This is a genomic window from Pseudomonas sp. UBT (assembly GCF_050915955.1).
Lineage (GTDB): Bacteria > Pseudomonadota > Gammaproteobacteria > Pseudomonadales > Pseudomonadaceae > Aquipseudomonas > Aquipseudomonas antarctica_A.
Window position 1 is genome coordinate 3215973 of the sequence record NZ_CP168079.1, and the last position, 22556, is coordinate 3238528.

General features: G+C 59.6%; 19 protein-coding genes and 2 pseudogenes. 10 read left to right on the plus strand and 11 right to left on the minus strand.

Annotation, left to right across the window (positions count from 1 at the left end; translation table 11 throughout):
• Positions 1-6 precede the first annotated feature (6 nt).
• Positions 7-780, minus strand: a pseudogene (locus ACDZ94_RS14680) (cache domain-containing protein); the annotation flags it as partial.
• A gap of 102 nt (positions 781-882) precedes the next feature.
• On the minus strand, positions 883-2202 hold the full coding sequence (locus ACDZ94_RS14685; protein WP_432751503.1) for a Na+/H+ antiporter family protein: 1320 nt from the start codon (positions 2200-2202) through the stop codon (positions 883-885).
• 1428 nt (positions 2203-3630) lie between these two features.
• On the opposite strand from ACDZ94_RS14685, the pseudogene ACDZ94_RS14690 reads away from it, so the two are divergent.
• Together ACDZ94_RS14690 and ACDZ94_RS14695 are read left to right on the plus strand one after the other, a co-directional pair.
• A pseudogene (locus tag ACDZ94_RS14690) lies at positions 3631-3687 on the plus strand (hypothetical protein); the annotation flags it as partial.
• A 201-nt stretch (positions 3688-3888) separates the two neighbouring features.
• A complete protein-coding gene (locus ACDZ94_RS14695; protein WP_432751504.1) occupies positions 3889-4593 on the plus strand; it encodes a methyl-accepting chemotaxis protein in 705 nt (234 codons plus the stop codon).
• A 78-nt stretch (positions 4594-4671) separates the two neighbouring features.
• Here ACDZ94_RS14695 and ACDZ94_RS14700 read toward each other — a convergent pair whose 3' ends face one another.
• The 3 genes from ACDZ94_RS14700 to ACDZ94_RS14710 are packed head-to-tail and all read right to left on the minus strand — an operon-like array spanning position 4672 to position 6979.
• A complete protein-coding gene (locus ACDZ94_RS14700; RefSeq protein WP_128591680.1) occupies positions 4672-5991 on the minus strand; it encodes a sensor histidine kinase in 1320 nt (439 codons plus the stop codon).
• Complete coding sequence (locus ACDZ94_RS14705) at positions 5988-6656, minus strand: response regulator transcription factor (RefSeq protein ID WP_064451750.1); 669 nt, start codon at positions 6654-6656, stop codon at positions 5988-5990. The genes ACDZ94_RS14700 and ACDZ94_RS14705 overlap by 4 nt, the downstream gene beginning before the upstream one ends.
• Entirely contained in the window at positions 6656-6979 is a 324-nt protein-coding gene (locus ACDZ94_RS14710) for a PepSY domain-containing protein (RefSeq protein WP_064451749.1), read from the minus strand. Before ACDZ94_RS14710 ends, ACDZ94_RS14705 begins: the two co-directional genes overlap by 1 nt.
• 260 nt (positions 6980-7239) lie before the next feature.
• On the opposite strand from ACDZ94_RS14710, the gene ACDZ94_RS14715 reads away from it, so the two are divergent.
• Positions 7240-8319, plus strand: coding sequence for a patatin-like phospholipase family protein (locus ACDZ94_RS14715; RefSeq protein WP_064451748.1), 1080 nt, complete (start codon positions 7240-7242; stop codon positions 8317-8319).
• Between the two features lie 215 nt (positions 8320-8534).
• On the opposite strand, the gene ACDZ94_RS14720 is transcribed toward ACDZ94_RS14715, so the two are convergent.
• Both ACDZ94_RS14720 and ACDZ94_RS14725 read right to left on the minus strand, forming a co-directional pair.
• A complete protein-coding gene (locus ACDZ94_RS14720) occupies positions 8535-10127 on the minus strand; it encodes an SGNH/GDSL hydrolase family protein (protein ID WP_221294385.1) in 1593 nt (530 codons plus the stop codon).
• 205 nt (positions 10128-10332) lie between these two features.
• Positions 10333-11910 (minus strand): SGNH/GDSL hydrolase family protein, encoded by a 1578-nt coding sequence (locus ACDZ94_RS14725; protein ID WP_432750362.1) that lies wholly within the window; start codon positions 11908-11910, stop codon positions 10333-10335.
• Positions 11911-11998: 88 nt separating this feature from the next.
• Here ACDZ94_RS14725 and ACDZ94_RS14730 point away from each other — a divergent pair, with 88 nt between their 5' ends.
• From ACDZ94_RS14730 to codA, 7 genes are all read left to right on the plus strand, one after another.
• Positions 11999-12106, plus strand: coding sequence for an AlpA family phage regulatory protein (locus ACDZ94_RS14730; RefSeq protein WP_237140897.1), 108 nt, complete (start codon positions 11999-12001; stop codon positions 12104-12106).
• 63 nt (positions 12107-12169) lie between these two features.
• Entirely contained in the window at positions 12170-12526 is a 357-nt protein-coding gene (gene queD, locus ACDZ94_RS14735; RefSeq protein WP_003190259.1) for a 6-carboxytetrahydropterin synthase QueD, read from the plus strand.
• A gap of 67 nt (positions 12527-12593) precedes the next feature.
• Positions 12594-12767: a helix-turn-helix transcriptional regulator gene (locus ACDZ94_RS14740; RefSeq protein ID WP_221294382.1), complete on the plus strand. Its 174-nt coding sequence runs from the start codon at positions 12594-12596 to the stop codon at positions 12765-12767.
• 25 nt (positions 12768-12792) lie between these two features.
• Complete coding sequence (locus ACDZ94_RS14745; protein WP_221294381.1) at positions 12793-13233, plus strand: GNAT family N-acetyltransferase; 441 nt, start codon at positions 12793-12795, stop codon at positions 13231-13233.
• A gap of 9 nt (positions 13234-13242) precedes the next feature.
• Positions 13243-13866, plus strand: coding sequence for an NUDIX hydrolase (locus ACDZ94_RS14750; protein WP_064451743.1), 624 nt, complete (start codon positions 13243-13245; stop codon positions 13864-13866).
• Positions 13867-14023: 157 nt separating this feature from the next.
• Positions 14024-15292, plus strand: coding sequence for a cytosine permease (gene codB, locus ACDZ94_RS14755; RefSeq protein ID WP_432750363.1), 1269 nt, complete (start codon positions 14024-14026; stop codon positions 15290-15292).
• 119 nt (positions 15293-15411) lie between these two features.
• On the plus strand, positions 15412-16647 hold the full coding sequence (gene codA / locus ACDZ94_RS14760; RefSeq protein WP_432750364.1) for a cytosine deaminase: 1236 nt from the start codon (positions 15412-15414) through the stop codon (positions 16645-16647).
• A gap of 9 nt (positions 16648-16656) precedes the next feature.
• Here the strand turns inward: codA and ACDZ94_RS14765 are convergent, their stop codons facing one another.
• Genes ACDZ94_RS14765 through tssI form a run of 4 tightly spaced genes read right to left on the minus strand, consistent with a single transcriptional unit; the run spans position 16657 to position 22457 of the window.
• Positions 16657-18813, minus strand: a complete 2157-nt coding sequence (locus tag ACDZ94_RS14765) for a lipase family protein (protein ID WP_432750365.1) — start codon at positions 18811-18813, stop codon at positions 16657-16659.
• Positions 18814-18827: 14 nt separating this feature from the next.
• Entirely contained in the window at positions 18828-19610 is a 783-nt protein-coding gene (locus tag ACDZ94_RS14770) for a hypothetical protein (RefSeq protein ID WP_432750366.1), read from the minus strand.
• Complete coding sequence (locus tag ACDZ94_RS14775) at positions 19603-20439, minus strand: DUF4123 domain-containing protein (RefSeq protein WP_432750367.1); 837 nt, start codon at positions 20437-20439, stop codon at positions 19603-19605. The genes ACDZ94_RS14770 and ACDZ94_RS14775 overlap by 8 nt, the downstream gene beginning before the upstream one ends.
• Entirely contained in the window at positions 20439-22457 is a 2019-nt protein-coding gene (gene tssI, locus ACDZ94_RS14780; protein WP_432750368.1) for a type VI secretion system tip protein TssI/VgrG, read from the minus strand. The genes ACDZ94_RS14775 and tssI overlap by 1 nt, the downstream gene beginning before the upstream one ends.
• Positions 22458-22556: the final 99 nt, after the last annotated feature.

The following is a 22556-nucleotide window of genomic DNA, read 5'->3' on the forward strand; positions in this document are numbered from 1 at the left end:
CTGGCTGGTAATGGCCAGGCGGCGGGTCAAGTCGCCCTCGCCCGCAGCGATATCGTCGAGGTTGGCTTTCATCAGGTTCAGCGGGCGCAGGATGGTATTGGCCGTCACCATACCCACGGCGGCAATCACCAACAGCACCACCACGGCCACGCCGAGAATGCTCAGCAGTACGCCTTCCATGCGTTTCTCGACCTTGGCCTCGACCACCGCCACCTGGCCTTCGATGCCGTCGAGGTTGACCGACGTACCAATCACCATGTCCCACTTCGGCAGGTACTCGGTGTAACCCAGCTTGGGCACCAATTCGGTCTGCCCCGGCTGGGTCGAGCTGTATTGCAGGTAGTGGGTGCCGTCTTTGCCGACCTTGACCAGGTCGCGGTTTACGTAGACCCCGTTGGGGTCGCGGTTATCCTTGAAGCTCTTGCCGACGCCGTCCGGGCTGTTGCCCTTGAACAGGCGAATGGTCTCGGAGTCGTAGCCGAAGAAGTAGCCGTCCTTGCCGTAGGTGGTGTTGGACAGCAATTTGACCACCTCAGCCCGCGCGGCGGTGTCGCCAGGCGCGGCGGCATCGTAGAGCGGCTTGATGGTGGTCATGGCCACTTCCACATAACTTTTCAGCGTGGTCTTGGCGTCGTTGAGCAGGCGCTGGCGGGTTTCATCTACCTCATTGCGCGCCTGGCCCTGCAGAATCCACACGGTGGTCAGGCTGATGACCACGGCAAACAACAACACCGGCACTACAGCGAGGGACAGGACTTTGGCCTTCAAGCTCAGACGCATGGCTTTTCTCTCTTATTCGTGGCGACTTGAGAGGTTAACGGCCAACCGAGAAATATCTGTAGGCCCCAGGTATGCGTGGCCAGCGCCTCCATTTGTGGGTTATCAGAGGGTCATGGCAGCCAGCCAGCCAAATGCCAATAAAGGGATGTTGTAGTGCAGGAACGTCGGCACCACCGTGTCCCAGATATGGTGGTGCTGGCCGTCGATGTTCAGGCCGGAGGTCGGGCCGAGAGTCGAGTCCGATGCAGGCGAACCGGCGTCACCCAGCGCACCGGCCGTGCCGACAATGCACACGATGGCCAGCGGGCTGAAGCCCAGTTGCACGCAGAGCGGTACGAAAATCGCGGCAAGAATCGGCACCGTGGAAAACGACGAACCGATGCCCATGGTCACCAGCAACCCCACCAGCAGCATCAGCAACGCGCCCACCCCACGGCTATGGCCGATGAATGCCGCCGATGCTTCCACCAGCGAACGCACGTCACCGGTGGCCTTGAGCACTTCGGCAAACCCCGAGGAGGCGATCATGATGAAGCCGATCATCGCCATCATTTTCATGCCTTCGGTAAACAGGTCGTCGGTTTCACGCCAGCGCACAATGCCCGACACCGAGAAGATCAGGAAGCCGGCCAGGGCGCCGATAATCATCGAGTCCAGCCACAGTTGAATGATGAACGCCGAAGCAATCGCCAGCCCGGCCACCAGCAAGGTCAGCGGGTTGTACTGCACCGCCACTTGCTCGACCCGCTCGATTTTTTCCAGGTCGTACACACGCTTTTTGCGATAGCTGACAAACGCCGCCACCAGCAGGCCGACCACCATGCCTAACGCAGGCAGGCCCATGGCGTGGGTGACGTTGACCTGGCTGATATCCACGCCGCTCTTGGCCACGTTGGCCAGCAGGATCTGGTTGAGGAAGATGTTGCCGAAGCCCACCGGCAGGAACATATAAGGCGTGATCAGGCCGAAGGTCATCACGCAAGCGATCAGGCGGCGGTCCAGTTGCAGCTTGGTCAGCACGTATAACAGTGGCGGCACCAGCAGCGGGATAAACGCGATGTGGATCGGCAAGATGTTCTGCGAAGCAATCGCTACCACCCACAACAGGCCGATCAACAGCCATTTGACGTGGCTGCCGCCGGTAGCTTCCTGACGATCGACCAACAGCAGCGCCTTATCCGCCAAGGCATGAGCCAAGCCGGACTTGGCAATCGCCACGGCGAAAGCGCCGAGCAAAGCGTAGGACAGCGCCACGGTCGCGCCGCCGCCCAAACCACCGTTGAATGCCTTGAGCGTGGCCTCGATGCCCAGGCCACCGGTCAAGCCACCCACCAGGGCGCCGACAATGATGGCGATGACCACATGCACGCGGGACAAGCTGAGCACCAGCATGGTGCCGACCGCGGCGATGACTGCGTTAATCATGGTTACCTCAAGACAGAAACATAAAAACAGGCATGCCCGCGCCCGTGCGGCCATTGGGTGGCGCCAGCGTGCAGGCTTTAAGAGGTCTTATTAGAGGGCGCGCACTTTGCAGCAGCCGGGCGCGCATGTCAAAAAACGGCGTCGTTTTTCAGCTTTCAATTGAACGTTTAAACAATAAAGAAACCGAAAAAGCGGCCGATAGCCTGACTCTCTGTGTTTTCAGGTTAAGGATGCTCCTCGATGTCCCTCAGACAGCTCTCCATACAATGGAAAATCACCCTGCTCGCCGGCCTGTGCCTGCTGGGAATCGTGACCCTGCTGGTGGGTCTGTCGCTGTATCGCATGGAGCAGAGCTCGCAACAGGTCAAAGCCTCCAGCATGCAGATGCTCGACGAATCCGCCCAGGCCCGCATCGAGGCGCAAGGTGAAGGACAGGCGCTGGGGATTCGCCAGCAATTCATGGATGCCTTCCAGTACGGCCATGGTTTTTCACGCCAGGTGCTGTTTTTGCGCGAACAGGCTGAAAAACGCTTTCTCGACGCCTTCGACACGCGCGAAGACCTGACCCGCCAGGTCAAGGCCGCGCTGCAGGCCAACCCGGATTTGCTCGGTTTGTCGCTGGTGTTCGAAGCCAATGCGCTGGACGGCAAGGATGAGTTGTTCGCCAACCAGGCGGAACTGGGCAGCAACGACAGGGGCCGATTCGCTCTCTACTGGTCGCAGCCGACACCCGGCAAACTGACCTCCATGGCACTGCCCGAAAGCGACATGTCCGACACCAGCACAGGCCCCAGCGGCGAGAAAGCCAACGCCTGGTTCACCTGCCCGCGCACCACCCTGAAACCCTGCGTCATCGAACCCTACTTTTATATGATCGACGGGCAAAACGTGCTGATGACCAGCATCGTCTTCCCACTGATGGTCAATGGCAAAGTCATCGCCTCGCTGTCGGCGGACATCAACCTCAACAGCCTGCAGGCCGTTAGCCAACAGGCCAGCCAGAAGCTGTATGACGGCCAGACCCAAGTCAGCATCCTCAGCCCCACTGGTTTGCTCGCAGGCTACAGCCCGGACGCCAGCAAACTCAGCCAGCGCCTGGACAAGGTCGACCCTGCCAGCGGTGCGCAATTGATCAACGCACTGGCCAGCAGCACGCAGACCCGCAGCCTGCGCGCCGACCACCAACTCAAGGTGCTGGCGCCCTTCACACCGATTCCCGGCGGCAAACCGTGGGGCGTGTTGCTGGATGTGCCGGAAAAAGTCCTGGTGGGCCCGGCCGAAACACTCAAGACGCAGCTGGACGCCGATAACGCCCGTGGCACCTTGCTGGAACTGAGCCTGGGCCTGCTGGCTGCAGTGATTGGCTTGATCCTGGTGTGGCTGATGGCTCGCAGCGTGACCCGACCGATCCTCGGAGTGGCACGCATGCTGGAAGACATCGCCAGCGGCGAAGGCGACCTGACCCGCCGCCTGGCCTATGACAAGAAGGATGAGCTGGGGCAACTGGCCGGCTGGTTCAACCGCTTCCTCGACAAGCTGCAACCGATTATTGCTCAGGTGAAACGCTCGGTGCAGGACGCCCGTGGCACCGCCGACAAGTCCGCCGCGATTGCCAGCGAAACCAGCGCCGGCATGGAGCAGCAATACCGCCAGGTCGATCAGGTGGCGACCGCCTCCCATGAAATGAGTGCCACCGCCCAGGACGTGGCCCGCAGCGCCGCCCAAGCGGCACAGGCTGCGCGCGACGCCGACCAGGCCACCCGTGAAGGGTTGACTGTGATCGACCGCACCACCACCAACATCGGCAACCTGGCGGCGGATATGAGTACGGCCATGGCCCAGGTCGAAGGCCTGGCAGCCAATAGCGAGAAAATCGGTTCGGTGCTGGAAGTGATTCGCGGGATTGCCGAGCAGACCAACCTGCTGGCGCTCAACGCCGCCATTGAAGCCGCGCGCGCCGGTGAGGCCGGCCGTGGTTTTGCCGTGGTCGCCGACGAGGTCCGCAACCTGGCGCGACGCACCCAGGAGTCGGTGGAAGAAACCCGCCTGGTGATCGAGCATCTGCAAAGCGGCACCACCGAGGTGGTCAGTTCCATGGGCAACAGCTATCGCCAGGCCCAGGGCAGTGTCGAGCAGGTCGGCCAGGCGGTCACCGCCCTGCGCCAGATCGGCGATGCCGTCACGGTGATCAGCGACATGAACCTGCAAATCGCCAGCGCCGCCGAAGAGCAAAGCGCGGTGGCCGAAGAGATCAACAGCAATGTCGCGACGATTCGAGATGTGACCGAGTCGTTGTCGGAACAAGCGAATGAATCGGCACGGGTGAGCCAGGCGTTGAACAGCCTGGCGAATCAGCAGCAGGGGCTGATGGATCAGTTCCGCGTATAAGCGAATGGCACAAACCCTGGGCCCGATGAAGGGCCCCTGTGGGAGAACGCCCCCTCCCACAGGTTGACCTGCATTGTGTCAGCTTTGGCGTTTGGGCAACTCGACGAGCACTTTTAGCCCACCCTGCTCACTCTCCTGCAATTGCAACACCCCGCCCCACACCTCGACGATATCCCGCACGATCCCAAGGCCCAGGCCATGGCCGTCGACCTGTTCATCCAGGCGGGTGCCACGGCTGAACACCTGGTCGCGCTGGGCCTGTGGAATGCCCGGGCCGTCGTCTTCGACCGCCAGCAGATAGCTGTGCGCGGTTTCGCTGACACTCAAGCGTATTTCGGCGTCCGCCCATTTACAGGCGTTGTCCAGCAGGTTGCCCAACAACTCCAGCAGATCTTCGCGGTCCCAGGGCAGTTGCAGGCCGGGCACAACGCGGTAGCTCAAATCCAGGTGTTCGCCGTGAATCATGTTCAACGTGGCCAGCAGGCCGGGCAGTTCCTTTTCGCAATCAAACAAGGTCCCCGGCAGCGTTTCACCGGCAAGACGGGCACGGTTGAGTTCGCGGTTGAGGCGTTGTTGCACCTGCTCAAGCTGGTCGCGCAGCAACTTGCTCAGGTGCGGGTGGTCTTTGAGCACCTCGCTCGACGCCGCACTCAACAACACCGCCAACGGGGTTTTCAGCGCATGGCCGAGGTTGCCCAAGGCATTGCGCGAACGCTTGAGGCTGTCTTCGGTGTGGGCCAACAGGTGGTTGATCTGCGCCACCAGCGGCTCGAGCTCCAGCGGCACTTGGGTATCAAGTTGCGAACGCTGGCCCTGTTGCAGTTGGGCGATCTGCTCGCGGGCGGTTTCCAGCGGCCGCAAGGCACGACGCACGGTAACCCGTTGCAGGATCAACACCAGTAACAGCGCCGCCAGCCCAAGCACCAGACCAATCTGGCGCATCAGGCGGAAGCTTTCCCGCACAGGCGTGTAGTCCTGGGCCACGCTGATGGAAATCGACTGGCCGAAGCGCTTGTAGTCCGAACGCAACACCAGCAGTTGCTGGCCTTCCGGCCCCAATTGCAGGTTACCCTTGAGCCCGGCCTCGGGCAGGCGTGGCAGTTCCTGGTCCCAGAGCGAGCGTGAACGCCAGTGCGCGTCGGCAAAATCAATGCGGAAATAGTGCCCGGAAAACGGTCGCTGATAAGCCGGTGACAGGCGTTGCTCATCCAGTTGCACACCGTTCGGCCCGCGCACCAGCGCCACCAGCAAATTCTCGCTGTCGTTGCGCAACCCAGCGTCCAGATAACGCTGCAAACCGGCCTCGAACAGCCACAAACTGGTCTGCGCGAGCACCACGCCCACCACCACCATCACGCTGATCAGCCCCAGGCTCAGGCGCCGCTGAATCGACCTCATGCCGGGGCGGCGCCAAACCGGTAACCCTGGCCGCGCCGGGTTTCAATCACGCTGCGCCCCAGTTTGCGGCGCAGGTGGTTGACGTGCACCTCCAATACATTGGAGTCACGCTCGGTCTCACCGTCATACAAGTGCTCGGCCAAGTGGCTTTTCGACAGAATCTGTTCCGGGTGCAGCATGAAGTAGCGCAGCAGGCGGAATTCGGCGGCCGTCAGTTGGATTTCGTCACCCTCACGCAGCACACACTGGCGCCCTTCATCCAAGTGCAAGCCGGCCGCTTGCAACGTAGGCTGGTTGGCTTGGCCATGGGAGCGGCGCAACAGGGCCTGGATGCGCAAGTGCAGTTCTTCGGGGTGAAAGGGTTTGCTCAGGTAGTCGTCGGCGCCGGCCTTGAGCCCTTCGATACGCTCGGCCCATGAATCGCGTGCGGTCAGCACCAGCACTGGGGTGGCCAGGGCGGCTGCGCGCCACTGCGCCAGCACTTCCAGTCCGGGCAGCCCCGGCAAGCCGAGGTCGAGGATGATCAAGTCATAGGGTTCGCTGCGGCCTTGATAGGCTGCGTCGCGCCCATCCGCCAGCCAGTCGACGGCGTAACCCTGGCGCTGCAGGCCCGCCACCAGTTCATCGGCCAGCGGCACATTGTCTTCCACCAGAAGCAGGCGCATCAGTCGTCTTCCTTATCTTTGAGCAACTCACCAGTGCTGGCGTCGAGCTCGATTTCACGCACCACGCCTTCGACGGTCAACAGCTCGATTTCATAGATATAGCGCACCGGCCGCTCCTTGTGCTCTTCAAGCTCGGCATCCAGCAGTTTGGCGCCCGGGTAGCGCTCGAACGCCGGGCCCAACAAGTGCTCCAGCGGGGCGATCACGCCCTTCTGGCGCAGGCGCAAGGCTTCGTCCTGACCAAGGTCATGGGCCGACAGGCTTGAGCTGGTCAGTATCAATACCAGCACCACCTGCCTGCCTGCGCATAGATTTACCTTCATTGCGTGTCCTGATGTTCCTGAGGGCGGCCCGGTTAGGGGCTTGGGCCAAATAGGCGATGGGGACAATGATACGGGCGGCGAACCGACCCGTGAGGGTTTTCACGTAAGCCTGCGTTTCTGGATGAATGTCCTACGCGACCCACGTTAACCCTGGCAACTTAACTGAAACTGAATTGCCACCATGGCAATTTGAGCCAAGCGCTTTTCCCTCATCGTGCCAGATTTTCTATACTGGCTCATTCGCGTCAAAAGAGACCGGTATGACAGCCATCCACATCAAGTTTCCCGCCCTGACTCTCAAGGCCGGCAAACGCGCCTATACGCGCATTCGCGAACAAGGCCTCGCGCCGGCAGACGTCGGTATCCTCCCCGGCGCGGCCGGGGGCCCCAAAGCCCTTGGTATTCAGGGCCTGGACCTGGCGCTGTTCGGCGATTGGCTGCCACGCGCGCCGCGCGAACGCGCACTCATCGGCGCGTCCATCGGCTCCTGGCGGTTTGCCAGCGCGTGCCTGCCCGACCCGGTGCAAGGCCTGCTCGACCTCGGCCGCCTGTACAACGAACAGCGTTTTGCCAAAGGTGTGACCATGGCCGAGGTCAGCCACAGCTGCCAGCGCATGCTCGATGATCTGCTGGCCGGCCGCGATGCTCGGGTGCTGGACAACCCCGACTACCGCCTGAACATCATGGTGGTCAAAAGCCACGGCCTGCTCGCCGATGACCACCGTGGGCGGTTGGGCCTGGGCCTGTCGTCGGTGATTGCCGACAACCTGCGGGGCCGCGCACGGCTGTCGCGGCATTTCGAGCGGCTGATCATCCACGATCCACGCCAGGCGCCGCCGGTGCATCCGCTTAAGGATTTCCCGTCGCGCTTCCTTAACCTGGAACTGGGCAACCTGCGCCAGGCACTGCTCGCCTCCGGCTCAATCCCCATGGTGATGCAAGGCGTGCGCGACCTGCCCGGCGCAGGCGCCGGCACTTACCGTGACGGCGGCCTGCTGGACTACCACCTCGACCTGCCCTACCACGGCGATGACATCGTGCTGTACCCGCACTTTACCGACCGGGTCATCCCCGGCTGGTTCGACAAGGGCCTGCCATGGCGACGCAGCAATCAACAGGGTTTGCAGGATGTATTGCTGCTGGCGCCGTCCAAGGACTACCTGGCCCGCCTGCCCTACGGCAAATTGCCGGACCGCAGTGATTTCAAGCGCTTCATGGGCGATGACCCGAGCCGCAACAAATACTGGCAAACCGCGATGAGCGAGAGCCAACGGTTGGGGGATGAGTTTCTTGAGTGGGCGGACAACGGCAAATTGGGCGAGCACTTGCAGGCCCTTTAACGCAACAGCGATCTCCTGACCGTGAGCGGTATCCTCGCCGCGCGTTCAGCCTGTTGTTGAATCGCCCCACCCTTAAAATTTCGCCGCAAAATGTAAGATTGCCAGCGTTCGAGCTTCACGCGCTATTCAGACGTCAGGCAGACGCGTATCACGCCCCAAAGCGGATGGGTCGGCGCACTGAATGCGCGCCGACCCATATTGCCAAGCGTCGAGCGTCAGTGACTGGCTTGAGTCGAGGCTGGCACGCCGCCCCTTGGCTGCGACCGGATATGCTGCAGCAGAGGATTCAACGCACCGCCCCAAATAACCGCATTAGCGAGTTTGGTAGGGTGGTTGATGGTGTTTCCACCCACGCTGCCGGGGTTGGTACCGAAATCCCCTAATCCATATATTTCAATATCACTTAAATCGGGGGCACCGTGAGCCTCGGGAACTCCCAAATTCGCTATCCAATTGGAAATGGTGCCCTCTGCGCCTGACACCACCAAGCCGACTTTACCGAAGCGCAGGTTGTTGAAGTCATACACGGAAATAACGTTAACGCCATTCAAATACACCTCGTGCTTCGCCCCGCGAACCGTCACTTTCACGCTGACCGAAGTTCCATCCGGTATGGGTGCGTAAACCGCTGACCGACCAATCACGGTGCCGCCCCAGTAAAGCAGAACCTGGTTGGCTGTCACTTGCGCCGTGTACTGACTCAGGCCTGAGCCCATAGACCGATAGCGAATACCGCCTATTTGTCCAGACCAACTGGGCATCGTGAAAGTAGCCGACAAACTGACATCCTGGCACGCCCTGTCGAACATCGCAGCGCCACGCCCCTTCAGGGTGTATTGCTCAGGCGAACCGGATACCGCGAATGTAGTGCCTGTTTCCGGACTCCAGCCGGTGGGGTAGCTCGCAAGGTTATCGTCGCGAATAAAACTAAGCTTATCCACATCGACGCCTGCGCGGTGAAGATTGAACAATCGGTTAATATCCAGGACGGTCAGATTTCGAACTTTCGCAACATCCCGCGCTGCGTCAGCCGCGACTTGAACCTGCTCTTGATGCCCAAAAGCAACGGACGGTAACGCGGCAGGCGCAATAGCAGTAGAAGGGACTTTTGACCAGGTATTCTGATAATCAAGTGACTTGAAATAATAGTCGGCGTTTACACTACTGCTTCCCGTAAGATCATTGGCACCAAACATATAAATCACGAGGTCAGGAGCAAAGTCCTTAACGTGGTCAGCCCAGCTCTTTCCCTCAACGGAGCCGCCGGGCCATTGACGCGTGACCTCCCTTCCCGGCTCCCTGTAGAAACCCGTCATCGGATTTTCGACAGCGCCCGCCTCCCCTATGTAATTACGGTTTGAGTACATCCCCATCCCGCGTCCAGCCAGGCTGAAATTACCAAAGGTGAAAGCAATGTCGGGATTCTGCTCGCGGGCCAATCGCATCAAGGTAGCCACGACGGAGTTTTCGTAAAGCCCGTCAACATCACCCTGGGAAATAGAGTCGCCGACAACGGCGATTTTAACTGCGCCCTCTTTAATAGCAGCGTCAAGCCGCTCCAGATTGCCCACGTTGGACAGCGTTGAGAAATCATCCGGCGCATTCTGGTTGCTCGGGAGGCTCGGAGCGCTAACGGAAATAGCGGGAGCGGCTAGCGTCGCGTCGTTTTGGGTGGGTGCGACCGCGCCAGCAAGATCCGCCCCAAATACGTATTGACCGGAACCAAAGAGGTTGAGTGGGACGCTAATGAAAAAAGCAATCAAGAAAATCAGTGGTTTCGTTCTGTAGTGCACAGGGTAAGCAGACACGTCGTGACACGCCAATTCAATAGAGAATTTTAATTCTACTGAATTCCACTTAATTTGTCGCAAAGGTGCATACCGAACGCCGAAACCTTTACTGAAGTGATGTTGAACTAAACAGCGCAGGTTTCTTCACCGTAACAGCCACGCTGTTATCGGGTTTCTTAATACGCTGAACTCAACGTCCTTCACCAGCGAATAATCTCTGCGCTCACTGCCTTGACTCTTTTTGCACTCGGATGTGCTCCGTCAGCGCCGAGAAAGATCCCGCCCAGCAGACGCTGTTGGCCAGCTTGGTTGGATGGTTGATACCGTTCCCTTCCGGCGTGTGATTGTGGGTGGCGCAGGCATCACCGCCGTAGAGGTCGAGATCACTCAGCTGCGGTACGCCATTCGCGCAGTAGTTACCTTTGTCTACGATAAATTCAGTCAGGGTTCCAGTGCCGCCGATGATCGCCACCCCGTGACTGCCACGGCGCAGATAGTTGTAGTCATGGACACTCAGTTGCAGCACATCGTTGACATATACCCTGTGCAGCGCGCCGCGAACATCAACCTGCAACACAACCTTTGAGCCGGACGCGATTTCACCAATGGCCTTGTAGCCAATGGTGGTTGCGCCCCAACAAAGAGCCAGAAAGCCCGACGAGACGTGCGCGCTGTATTGGTGTGCAGCCGAGCCCTTCGACCGATAACGCAGGGCGCAGGTCGTAAACACCCAGTTGGGGCAGCTAAACGTAGCCTTGATCATGATGTCCAGCGACTGCGCGTGATGCAGTGCCGACCCGGTGCCGCTCATTGAGCTCGCGTCCGCATTTGCCAGTGACAGCGTGGAGCCATCCTCGACATGCCAGCCGGTTGGATATCCGGCGAAGTTGTCATCACGCGTGTAGTGGAGGTTGTCGACGTCAAAGCCGGAACGCAGCAGGTTGAATGCCCGGTTGATATCGACCAGCGTCAGGTTCAGTTCCCGGGCCACGCCGCGTACGCCATCAGCGGCGATTTGAGCCTCTTCCTGGTATCCCGCTGAAACGGCCGGCAGGGCGGTGGTGGATACCCCAATAGACGGAGCCTTGGGGAAATGGCTAATCAGCCCGACCACATACTTAAGTGCGGTCGTGTTCCCGACACTCGAGCCGGACAAATCGTTAGCACCGTGCATGACCATGACAAAGTCGGGAGCGAAATCCTTGAGGTGCGCCATCCACGACTTACCGACGACGGATCCTCCCGGCCACTGGTCAGTCATGGGAGCGCCGTCAGGGCGATAAAACCCGGTACTGAGGTTTTCCGGGTAGGGCTGCCCCACGTACGTCTCGGTTGCCAGTGCTCCGATACCTCGGCCTGACAGGCTGAAGTTGCCCACTACAAAGTTGATTGCAGGGTTCTGCTCGCGCAAAGCCCGCATGACCGTTGCCACAACCGAGTGCTCATAAAGGCCGTCGCGATCGCCTTCGACAATCGAATCGCCCGCAAAAGCTATGCGTACGGTGCCCTCGGAAATAGCAGCGTTGAGCCGGTCCAAGTTGCCCAGGTTGGAGAATATCTCGAAATCGGCAGCGGTCGGTTGCGGCTCTGTGCGGTCGGGGCGATCCACCGGCGCCAGTGCGAGACCAACGGTTTCAGGCGCGTACTCAAGGGCCGACGTTTCCTGCACCGGGGCGCCGTCTTGCGCCGCTTTCATGCCTGCCCAGCGCTTCAGGGTCTTACTCAGCCTTGCACGCCAGGTACGGTCTGAACGATCGCTCGCGCCATTCGGCTCGACAGAGTTTCTGTTGGTAAAGGCCATGGTTGCCCCCGAGGCAAAAAAAACGCTCAGTGGCGAGCCTTGAAACGGTTGGTATTATGCGGGTTTATCGGCGACCAGGAAGAGCGCGTTGCCAAAACAGGTTAGAATAGGCCCCAACTCGGTCGCCTGGCGCCAGTCGGCAAGCGCCGAATGGATGGCCTCAATCGCGCCCAGCGACGACCTATCAGTACATTGATCAGTGCATCTAAAACTGACAATCACTTCAAACCCACGCAACACAAGCCCTACAGGTCACACCGTGGAAATCTTCAAAGAGTTTACCTTCGAGTCCGCCCACCGCCTGCCCCACGTACCGGAAGGCCATAAATGCGGGCGCCTGCACGGGCATTCGTTCAAAGTGGCGATCCACCTGAGCGGCGACCTGGATCCCCATACCGGCTGGATTCGCGACTTCTCGGAGATCAAGGCGATTTTCAAGCCGCTCTATGAACGCCTCGACCACAACTACCTCAATGACATCCCCGGCCTGGAAAACCCGACCAGCGAAGTGCTGGCCAAGTGGATCTGGAATGAGCTCAAACCCCTGCTGCCGGAACTCAGTGCAATTCGTATCCATGAGACCTGCACCAGTGGTTGTATCTATCGCGGTGAATAAGCGATGAAGTGCTGAAGAACCACCTGCGGGTGGTTTTTTTATGCCTGGGAAGCACGCTTGATGCGGCATGTACCCGAATCCCATGGGTGTGGCCACTCATGGGAGGCGTCTGGGTGTATCGCGCCAAATCGTCAATGCGATCGAAACCGGTCGCCATGATCCGAGCTTGCCTCTGGCGTTCAAGATCTCCAAGGTGTTCGAATGCCGTATCGAGGCGTTCTTCGAGGCGCCGAAGGGCTGATCCATTTTGACAGGAGCACACTGCAATGCTGCGCCCCGCCACTGTTGCTGATGTTGCGACCATCGAGGCCATCGTCCAGGCCGCCTATTCGCCTTACATCGAACGGATCGGCCGCAAGCCCGGGCCGATGCTTGAGGACTACCGCCAGCAGGTCGAGGCAGGGCACGTGCATGTGCTGGACAACGCCGGGCGGGTCCAGGGTTTTATCATCTTGCTCAACGCCGATAACCACCTGCTGTTGGAAAACCTGGCCGTCGCCCCAGATGCCCAGGGCCTGGGATTGGGACGTCAGTTGATGGACTTTGCCGAGCACAAGGCACTCGCTGCGGGTTACGCAACCATCCGCCTCTACACCCATGTAGCGATGACTGAAAACATCACGTTGTACACCCGCCGCGGCTATGTGGAAACCCATCGCATCGAGGAACACGGCCTGCACCGTGTGTACATGACAAAGCGCCTTTAGGAGAACCTCATGGAAAACATCTGGCTGGCACAGGCCAAGCGCCTACAGGCACTGGCGTCCACAGGGCTGCACTTTTGCACCGACGATTTCGAACGTGAGCGCCTTGAAGAAATTGCGCAGATTGCTCACAGCATGCTGGCGCAACTGGCGGATGTGCCGTTGGAACGCATCACCGGGCTGGTGTCGGATTTTGCCAAGCGTTATTCAACGCCGATGGTTGAAGTGCGCGGTGCGGTGATCGATGGCGACCGGATTCTGCTGGTGCGCGAATTGACTGATGGTTGCTGGGCGCTGCCTGGTGGTTATGCCGATATCGGTTTATCGGCGGCGGAAAACATCGTCAAGGAAATCCGCGAGGAAGCCGGGCTAAGCGTGACGGCACGCGCGCTGTATAGCGTCACTCACAAGGCCAAGGGCCTCTATCGCCCGGACGTGCGGGACTTCTACAAGCTGTATTTCCTCTGCGAACGGGTGGACCAACTGGCGCCGATGCCCGGTTTCGAGACCACTGAAGTGGGCTTTTTTACCTTGGACGACCTGCCGCCGCTGTCCCGTGGGCGCACCATCGAAAGCGATCTCGAAGCAGCCTTTGCGTTTCATCGCGGCGAGGTCACCCAGACGCTGTTCGACTGATCCAATGTGTATCACCGCTGCACTGCTTTCGTGCCCGACCGGGCACAACGACCATGCAATGAGACGATACGCGCCTGTTTGGCTCCACATACACTGCGCTGCCGGTTTGGCACGCGCAGTGCAATAGCCCTGCGTCAGTCATCCAGGGAGCAAGGCCATGACGCAGCAAGAACCGGGCAACGATTACCCCCTCAGCGAAGTGCCGATGCATGCGCGCAAGGGCCTGGCGTCTACCGCCATGGTGCTGTTGGGGTTTACGTTTTTTACCGCGACCATGTTTGCCGGCGGCAAGCTGGGCGTAGCATTCAGTTTCACCGAGATGCTCGGTGTCGTGGCCCTGGGTAACCTGTTGCTGGGTATTTACGCGGCAAGCCTGGGTTACATCGCCTTCAAAAGCGGCTTGAACTCGGTGCTGATGGGGCGTTTCTGCTTTGGCGAGGTGGGCAGCAAGCTCAGTGACTTGATCCTTGGCTTCACTCAGATTGGCTGGTACGCCTGGGGCACTGCCACCGCCGCTGTGGTGCTGGGCAAGTATTTCGAATTGGGCCAAGGCTCGTTGCTGGCATTGATGGTGCTGTTTGGCCTGGTGTTCTGCGCCACGGCCTATGTGGGCTATCGCGGGCTGGAGATTCTGTCCTACATCGCGGTGCCGGCCATGGGCATTTTACTGTTTCTGTCGATAGGGGTCGCCACCCTCAAAGTCGGCGGCCTGGACGGCCTGTTGGCGGTGGTGCCGACAGGCGAGCTGGATTTGTCCACCGCGATTACGCTGGTGTTCGGCACCTTTGTCAGCGGCGCGACACAGGCCACCAACTGGACGCGGTTTTCTCGTTCGGCCAAAGTCGCGGTGCTGGCGAGCCTGATCGGCTTCTTTATCGGCAATGGTTTGATGGTGTTGATCGGGGCCTATGGCGCCATCGTCTATCAGCAGCCGGACGTGGTCGAAGTCTTGCTGCTGCAAGGTTTCGCGATGGCGGCGATGGCCATGTTGCTGCTCAACATCTGGAGCACCCAGGACAACACCATCTACAATTTCGCCGTCGCAGGCTGCAATTTGCTGCGCACCCGCAGGCGCAAGACCGTGACCCTGGCCGGCGCGGTAATCGGCACCCTGCTGGCGTTGCTCGGCATGTACGACCTGCTGGTGCCCTACTTGATTCTGCTGGGCACCGTGATCCCGCCGATTGGCGGGGTGATCATGGCGGACTTCTTCTACCGTTATCGCGGCCAATATCCGCGCCTGGCCGAGGCCCGCCTGCCAGCCTTCAATTGGCCTGGGCTGGTAGCGTATGCCGTGGGCACCATGCTGGCGTTCCACTCGCCGTGGGTGGCACCGTTGGTGGGGATTGTTGCCGCGTCCTTGACCTACATTGGGCTGAGCGCAGTGCTGCGCGTACGGGCACCGCTGGCTGATGCACGGGGATGAGTCTGGCAGGCGTCTTGGGAATGGTAACCTTATGGCCGACGCGCCAGGCCGTACATCACAACAGCCCGGATAATCTGGCGTTGTCTGCCTGATTGTCATTAGCCAAGAGGAACTTGCCCATGCATATCATCAACGCCCGCCTGCGCAACCGTGAAGGCCTGCATGATCTGCACCTGGAACACGGCCGGATCGCCAGCATCACGCCACAAACCGTGGCGCCAACTTTAAGGGCAGACGACCTGGACGCCGCCGGCAACCTGGTGATACCGCCCTTCGTCGAGCCGCATATCCACCTTGATGCCACCCTCACCGCCGGCGAACCGCGCTGGAATATGAGTGGCACATTGTTCGAGGGCATTGAATGCTGGGGCGAGCGCAAAGCCACCATCACCCAGGAAGACACCAAGACCCGCGCCAAGCAAACGATCCAGGGCCTGGCCGCTCACGGCATCCAGCATGTTCGCACCCATGTCGACGTCACCGACCCCGACCTCACCGCACTGAAAGCCATGCTGGAAGTCCGCGAAGAAAGCACGCACCTGATCGACCTTCAAATCGTCGCCTTCCCGCAGGAGGGCATCGAATCCTACCGCAATGGCCGCGAACTGATGCAGGAAGCCATCCGCCTGGGCGCCGACGTGGTCGGTGGTATCCCCCACTTTGAATACACCCGCGACCAAGGCGTGAGTTCGGTGAAGTTTCTCATGGACCTGGCCGAACGTACCGGCTGCCTGGTAGACGTGCATTGCGACGAAACCGATGACCCGCACTCGCGTTTTCTCGAGGTTCTTGCCGAAGAAGCCCGCAGCCGCGACATGGGCACACGCGTCACCGCCAGCCACACCACGGCCATGGGTTCCTACGACAACGCTTATTGCGCCAAGCTGTTTCGCCTGTTGGGGCACTCAAAAATCAGCTTCGTCTCCTGCCCCACCGAAAGCATCCACCTGCAAGGTCGCTTCGACAGTTTTCCGAAACGCCGCGGCGTCACCCGCGTCAACGAACTGCTCGAGGCCGGCATGAACGTCTGCTTCGGTCAGGACTCCATCGTCGACCCGTGGTACCCGCTGGGTAATGGCAACATCCTGCGTGTGCTGGAAGCCGGTTTGCACATCTGCCACATGCTCGGTTACCGCAACCTGCAAAGCGCCCTGGACCTGGTGACCGACAACAGCGCCAAGGCCATGGCCTTGGGTGACCGGTACGGCCTGGAGCCCGGGCGCCCGGCCAATCTGTTGATCCTCTCGGCAGACAGCGACTACGAGGTGATCCGCAGCCAGGGCCTGCCGCTCTACTCGATCCGTAATGGCGAGGTGCTGATGAAGCGGCAACCGGCGCAGGTCGAGTTCTTGTAAAACCGACCACTAGACGATCGAGTCGATATCCAACGGTTGCGGGTTCAACGGGCTGCTTTGAATGGGCGCAGGAATACTGGCGATTTGCGCTAATTCACGGTTTTCCCGGTGGCTGAACCAACGTTTCAGGCTGGGCTGCAACTGGCTGGATTGAGCGTGACTTCCATACACGTCACGCGCTTCCAGGCGGCGCCAACGCAAGGATTCCAGACGGCGACGGCTGGTGTGCAGGCGGTCAATTTCTGCGTTGAGCGCCTGGTTGTGTTCATGTCCATAGCCGCGCTGGTTCGCAGGGCGGCGACGCTCAAGTTCGCGGTTCTTGTTGCGCAACTGTCGAGTCATGGTTTCGAGCGCAAGGTCGAGTAACTCAAACTCTCTTGGCGTGACCAAAGGCCCCTGGCTATCCAGGGTTTGTTGCCAGCGACGCAAGGTGGCCCAGGCTGCCGGGATGTAGCTGGCGGTCATGAAATGCTGGTTCGCCTGGAACAGTTGTTTCAACAGGTTGTCGCGGCCCGGCATATCGCCATGCAGTTGCAACGCGCGGTTACAGCCGGCCTCCAGGATGGATTCACAGCCGGGCGTCCATAACACCGAGGAGTGCGTACCGTCCGGCAGTTTGATCGGCATGAAGTGCTGTTGTTCGCCGTGATGCTGGTAAGGATTGCCCCCCACGCGTACCAGGCCTGCCGCAAACAGCAGGCCGCCTGCTGCGGGAGCACTGAAGAGCGTGACGGCGCCCGGGACCCACAGTTTGGCGGTGGTGTTCATCCACGTGGCGGGGACACTGGGGACCGGGTCGTTGTGGTTGACGATGCGATGGTGGATCAGGGATGAGGCACCGTCAGCGAATTCCGAATCGGCGGCGCGGGGCGCGCCATAGGTGTAGAGGAGGATGTTGTACTGCGACCCGGGAACTCGGCGCAGCCCTTCTGCCAGCAGCAAAGCGATGGCGCCTCCCAGGCTGTGGCCGCAAATCACAATACGCTGGCCGCTGTGGAACAGGTCGAGGTAGTGCAAAACGAAATCTCGCATCGCTCGATAGGCTTGGTAAAAGCCTTCATGGGCTTTGCCAACACCTTCGAAAAATGGCACTTGGTGGGCATTTGCGTCTCGTAGTGCGTCGGCACCGCTGGCGGTACCTCGCACAGCGATCAGGATCACTTCATTGTGATGACTGATAAACGCCTGAGTATCCGTGCCGTGTGCTTCATCATCAAAAAAGTGCACGCGTGCCGGGTGCTCCTGTGCCTCGCCAAGCTCCTGACGGTTCTGGGGGTACAGCTCCGGATCGAAGGGCACAATCTCAAAACGATGAGAGTATGGAACCTCCTCATATAAGGGGTAGAAACGCTGAACCTGCTCACGGTCTATCTTCCAGGCTTGCTGAAACCCCGATAGTTTTTCTGCAAATACATTCCCAACGCTGGGGTCCAGAGGGAAGCTGACTTGATCCACCGGCTGCTTTGGAGGTTCCTGGCCAAAATCGCAATAACTCAACGTGGACATCAGCGCCAGTTGGTAAAGGTTCAGGGCACAAAACCGATCATCGATGGATAAGATCGGGCGCAGGGCACGCAAAGGTCGCACTTCAAGAACAGTGTGCAGGTTAGGGAACAGAACGACGCCTGACAAAGTGGGCTGGGGCGGCCCGAATCCCAGCTCGGCCATCATTTTTAGCGCATGGCGTTGAGGTTGATATGTTCTGGGCGCTAACGGCGGCAGGTGGGCGACATGCCGGACCAGGTCGCGCACTTCAACCTGATAAAACCGGTCAGCGTGGTGCTGTGCAGGATTACCCTCAATGCGTTGGCCATCAGCGGCGGAAAAGCGTGTTTTTTCGGCGCGGATTTGAAGTTCGGTGATAGGTAACTTGTAAGCTCTACGCGTACTCAATTCAAGATACGGCTGCTGCTCCCCAGAATATAGCCCCTCCAGAATAAGAACGATGGGACCACAGTAAAACCCTTGTAGCTTGGCGTATCCCTCCCCAGTCAACCTTCCGTTGTACTGATGACCTGCACTGTCGCGAATCGTGTATGCGAGTCCGCCGTAAGCCTCCCCACTGCCCGTTTCATCGACCAGACAAAAGCTCGCCCAATGCCCTTTCAACGCGCAAACAGGCATCTTGCTATTGAAAAAAGGTTGCTTCCATGCTTCCTGCCTCATCAATCAACTCCTTGTTAATTGCACGTTGGATAGACATCGCAAGTACGTCCATCCGGCATCGTTATGGGTTTAAATTCCTGAATATTGCGGCCGCAAACTCCGACCAAATCTTCAAAGCTTTTCCCCCGGCAGCGTTTCCAACCGCCCGGTACCGCTATCCACCGTCTGTCAAAAGCAGGCTCCTCCTCTTCTGTAACCGTAAGCGTCAGCCTTAGTTTTTTTCCAGCTAACGGATCTCTTTGTACAACACCACCCGCAAGCGATTTCTGCCGCTGGCCCATTGTGTCCAACGATCTGCATTGCATGATTTTCCTGATCACATGCATGGGGCCTACCGTCCTGAAAAACCACTGACATTGCCCAGGCAATTCCTGTACACCTAACTCCGGCATCCCCGCCACCCCCTCACTTTCTATAGGGTCGGCAAAGTAGATAGTCCCAAAATCCCCACCAACATCAGTGTCTCGCACGCCCCACTTCGCATAAAAGCTGAACTCCACGCTCTGCAGCACCGAAGGGCATCCCTCGATGGTTTCAGTCAACGGCAAGTCATAGCTCACCCGTTCGGCCTCTGGTTTGTATTGAGCAATAAAGATCTTGCGTTCAGGCCGTTTGCCTCGACGTTGCGGCAACGTGCAAAGTTGCCCTCTGGCGGGCCTATAGTTAGCCGCGCCGATGAATCGAAATTGCTTCGGTAAATCCACCTCCAGCGTAAAGCGATCAACCGGCCCCACCGCACACCCCGACAGCCATCCCATTCCAAGCGCAACCCAAACGCTGTGTATCAACCTACTCATGCGTATCTCCCAACCTTCGCCACTGCTCCACCACCCGTTCAAAATGATCACCTGGCGCCTCGCCCACCATCGGCTGCCAGCGAATCACGCTGCTTTGCGTCGCCTCTTCCAACCTGTGCACGACCAAAAATTCGAGCTGCTGCGGCTCCCGCCATTGCCAGGCACGGGCTTGTTGCAGCACTTGGTCCAGCCAGACCCGGGGGTCTTGGAATTCAACCAGCGCGGCGAGGCTTTCGCTGTGTTCGGTCAGCAGGTAGCGCAGGATATTGGCGTTCAGGATGACTTCGGCCTGGGGGTTGGGCGTGTTCAACCAAGGTGCAGGTACAGGGACCGAATACTCGCCGGGCGCCGGGTTTTCGCTCTGGCACCAATGGCCGTCGTGCCAATAGCACACACTGATCAGTGGGCCGAGGAACGCTGGCCAATGCTCGTTCGGCAGATGGGCCAGAGCGCGGGCCAAGGTACGGTTATCTTGAAAGCGATACAGGGTCTGGCTTCCAACCGCCCCTACTACCAGGCGGTCGCGCCAGTGTCGGACCACGCCAGACAGGTCATCGTCGGACAGGCTGCCCAGCCAGCCCCAGTTCGCCTCTGGATACTGCAACAGGTCGACCAGCGCGGGCTCACCCACCTGCTCCAGCAGCAGAATAACGGGACCTGCCGCTGCCAGCTCGGCCACGGCTGTTTCACCGTACAGGCTGCAATACTGCGACAGATTGCGGCCCGCCAAGAGCGATTGGCGTGCGTCGTGGTTACCGTCAAGGATCAAGCACAGTCGGTGCCCCGCCTGGTGCTGTTGGGCCATCCACTGGCCTGGCTCACTCGGCATCACGCGGCCCTCTGCGTGACAGTGCAACGGCCTTCGCGGCATTGCTCACACACCGGGCAGAAGTCCGCGCCCAACTGTCGGGCCATGTCCAGAATGGCGCCCTGCGCCGCCGAGATATTCGGTACACCCACTGCCCACAAAGGGTTCGCTGGCCGGGTCACGGGAGGCAAGCCACCGACGGTAATTGGCCTGCTGCTGAAAATGCCACCCGCCTGGATCAGCAGGTGCTCGCCCCCGGCCTTGAAACTCAGATGCGCACCCGCCTCGATGACCAGGCTGGCGCCTGCCTTGAGGTAGATCTGCTGCCCAGCCTCGATGACCATGGACTGACCAATATGTGTCTGGCTGTCATCTTGCACGTGCAAATGATCGCTCGCTTTGAGCTCGACCTTGCGATCACCCGCAATGGATCGATACTCCCCGCTTTCCAACTGAACCGTGCTTAACCCCCGAATGATTTCACGGCGCTCTCCGGCCACCTCCAAGCGGCTGTCATGGCCCACCCGTTGCTCCAGATCGCGTTGGGCGCGCAGGTAGATGAGTTCCTCGCCGTGGCGGTCTTCAAGGTGCAACTCATTGGCACCCGCGCCGCCCTGGGAACTGCGGCTGCGCAACACACTGCGCGTCTTGTGTTGCGGCAAAGGATAAGCAGGCATGTGCAATGCATTGGGCAAGCAACCGTTGATCAACGGCTGGTCGGGATCGCCCTCCAGGAAAGTCACCAATACCTCCATGCCCACGCGCGGAATCAGCATTGCGCCAAAGCCATCTCCCGCCCAACCGGATGCCACCCGCACCCAACAACTGCTTTTGTCGTCGGTGTTGTCCAGGCGGTCCCAATGAAAACGCACCTTCACCCGGCCATAGGCGTCGCAATGCACCTCCTCGCCTGCCGGCCCCGTCACAGTGGCGGTTTGGCTGCATTGGATGGTCGGCTTCGGGTGTTTGAGGGGCGGCCTGTGCGCTGCGCGCCAGGGTGTTGCGGTGAATCGGTTGCGATACCCCTGGAATGTGTCAGCCGCAAACACCGCTTCCTCCAGCACCTGCGGTTGATAGCCCTCATGGCGCACCGAGGTGAGCAACCACAAGTCGTTGCAGGCAGGATCGGGGTGTTCACACAGCTCAAGAAAATGGCCGCTGCTTAACGCCGGTTGATCGCTCTTGCCCAGTGCGCGATGACGGTCGCTTTGATGTCGCTCCAAGCCACGACGCGCCAATTGCCGGCCCCGCGCATGAGCGGTGAAACCGGCGGGATAACGATAGTCTTCGAGGGGTTGCGCCGATGCAGGGCCGGCCGTGTCTTGCAGACGCAGCGACGGATGCTGGAAGTCGTGATCGCGAAGCACCATTTGCCGAGTGCGGGTTTCCAGGCACAGGTCGAAACGCCGGATCGCTCTCGCTTCGCCTGCCAGCTCGCCCGTCGAGCAAAAGCGCTGCGCCGCCAAGCGCCGAAACACAGTCTGGTCATCACCGAACACCAGCAGATGATTGTTCGGGCTGTGGCGAAAATGGTAATGAATGCCCTCCTCCTCACACAACCGCTGGATAAAGTGCAGATCGGTTTCCGCGTACTGCACGCAGAACGTGCGTGGCGGGTAGACCACAGGGCCGAGTTCGAAGGCATAGGCGTCGGCAAAGATGCCATGGTGCTCAAGGACCGCCGCAATGATCTGCGGCACGCTGCGTTGTTGGAAAATCCGCTGGTCGCGCCGATGGGCAAGACACGCCAGGCGGGGGGCCAGAGTGAGATGGTACCGGGTGAGTCGAACGCCCGGGTCATACCGGCCGGCCGCGTAGACCTGCCCGTGCAGCCCGGCATCGGCTTCGCCGAAGTCCAGGTAGGCGGGCTGGTGGAGCAGCGCCTCCAGATCCAGGGAGGGATTTTCACTGACTAATTGCAGTTTAATGAAAAAGGGTTGATCAACGACTTCGCGGCCTTTGAACGCCAGCACCTGAAAGTCGTTGTTTATTTCTGGAAGTATCAATTTGAAACGTGAAACAGCAAACGTATCAACCATCCGCAAGTTACCCATCATCAATGATTTGATTGAAAGGCTTTCTCCCTTCGGATGCTGATTTAACTGCCGGGAAAAAGCGCCTGAATGCGTTGAAGCTTA

Excerpts from the sequence above, each read along its gene's own strand:
- ACDZ94_RS14705 (WP_064451750.1), bottom strand. The coding sequence starts at position 6,656 with ATGCGCCTGCTTCTGGTGGAAGACAATGTGCCGCTGGCCGATGAACTG.
- ACDZ94_RS14775 (WP_432750367.1), bottom strand. The coding sequence starts at position 20,439 with ATGCCGAGTGAGCCAGGCCAGTGGATGGCCCAACAGCACCAGGCGGGG.
- codB (WP_432750363.1), top strand. The coding sequence starts at position 14,024 with ATGACGCAGCAAGAACCGGGCAACGATTACCCCCTCAGCGAAGTGCCG.
- ACDZ94_RS14725 (WP_432750362.1), bottom strand. The coding sequence starts at position 11,910 with ATGGCCTTTACCAACAGAAACTCTGTCGAGCCGAATGGCGCGAGCGAT.
- ACDZ94_RS14770 (WP_432750366.1), bottom strand. The coding sequence starts at position 19,610 with ATGAGTAGGTTGATACACAGCGTTTGGGTTGCGCTTGGAATGGGATGG.
- ACDZ94_RS14715 (WP_064451748.1), top strand. The coding sequence starts at position 7,240 with ATGACAGCCATCCACATCAAGTTTCCCGCCCTGACTCTCAAGGCCGGC.
- ACDZ94_RS14745 (WP_221294381.1), top strand. The coding sequence starts at position 12,793 with ATGCTGCGCCCCGCCACTGTTGCTGATGTTGCGACCATCGAGGCCATC.
- ACDZ94_RS14710 (WP_064451749.1), bottom strand. The coding sequence starts at position 6,979 with ATGAAGGTAAATCTATGCGCAGGCAGGCAGGTGGTGCTGGTATTGATA.
- ACDZ94_RS14700 (WP_128591680.1), bottom strand. The coding sequence starts at position 5,991 with ATGAGGTCGATTCAGCGGCGCCTGAGCCTGGGGCTGATCAGCGTGATG.
- tssI (WP_432750368.1), bottom strand. The coding sequence starts at position 22,457 with ATGGTTGATACGTTTGCTGTTTCACGTTTCAAATTGATACTTCCAGAA.
- ACDZ94_RS14695 (WP_432751504.1), top strand. The coding sequence starts at position 3,889 with ATGAGTGCCACCGCCCAGGACGTGGCCCGCAGCGCCGCCCAAGCGGCA.
- codA (WP_432750364.1), top strand. The coding sequence starts at position 15,412 with ATGCATATCATCAACGCCCGCCTGCGCAACCGTGAAGGCCTGCATGAT.
- ACDZ94_RS14740 (WP_221294382.1), top strand. The coding sequence starts at position 12,594 with ATGTACCCGAATCCCATGGGTGTGGCCACTCATGGGAGGCGTCTGGGT.
- ACDZ94_RS14750 (WP_064451743.1), top strand. The coding sequence starts at position 13,243 with ATGGAAAACATCTGGCTGGCACAGGCCAAGCGCCTACAGGCACTGGCG.
- ACDZ94_RS14765 (WP_432750365.1), bottom strand. The coding sequence starts at position 18,813 with ATGAGGCAGGAAGCATGGAAGCAACCTTTTTTCAATAGCAAGATGCCT.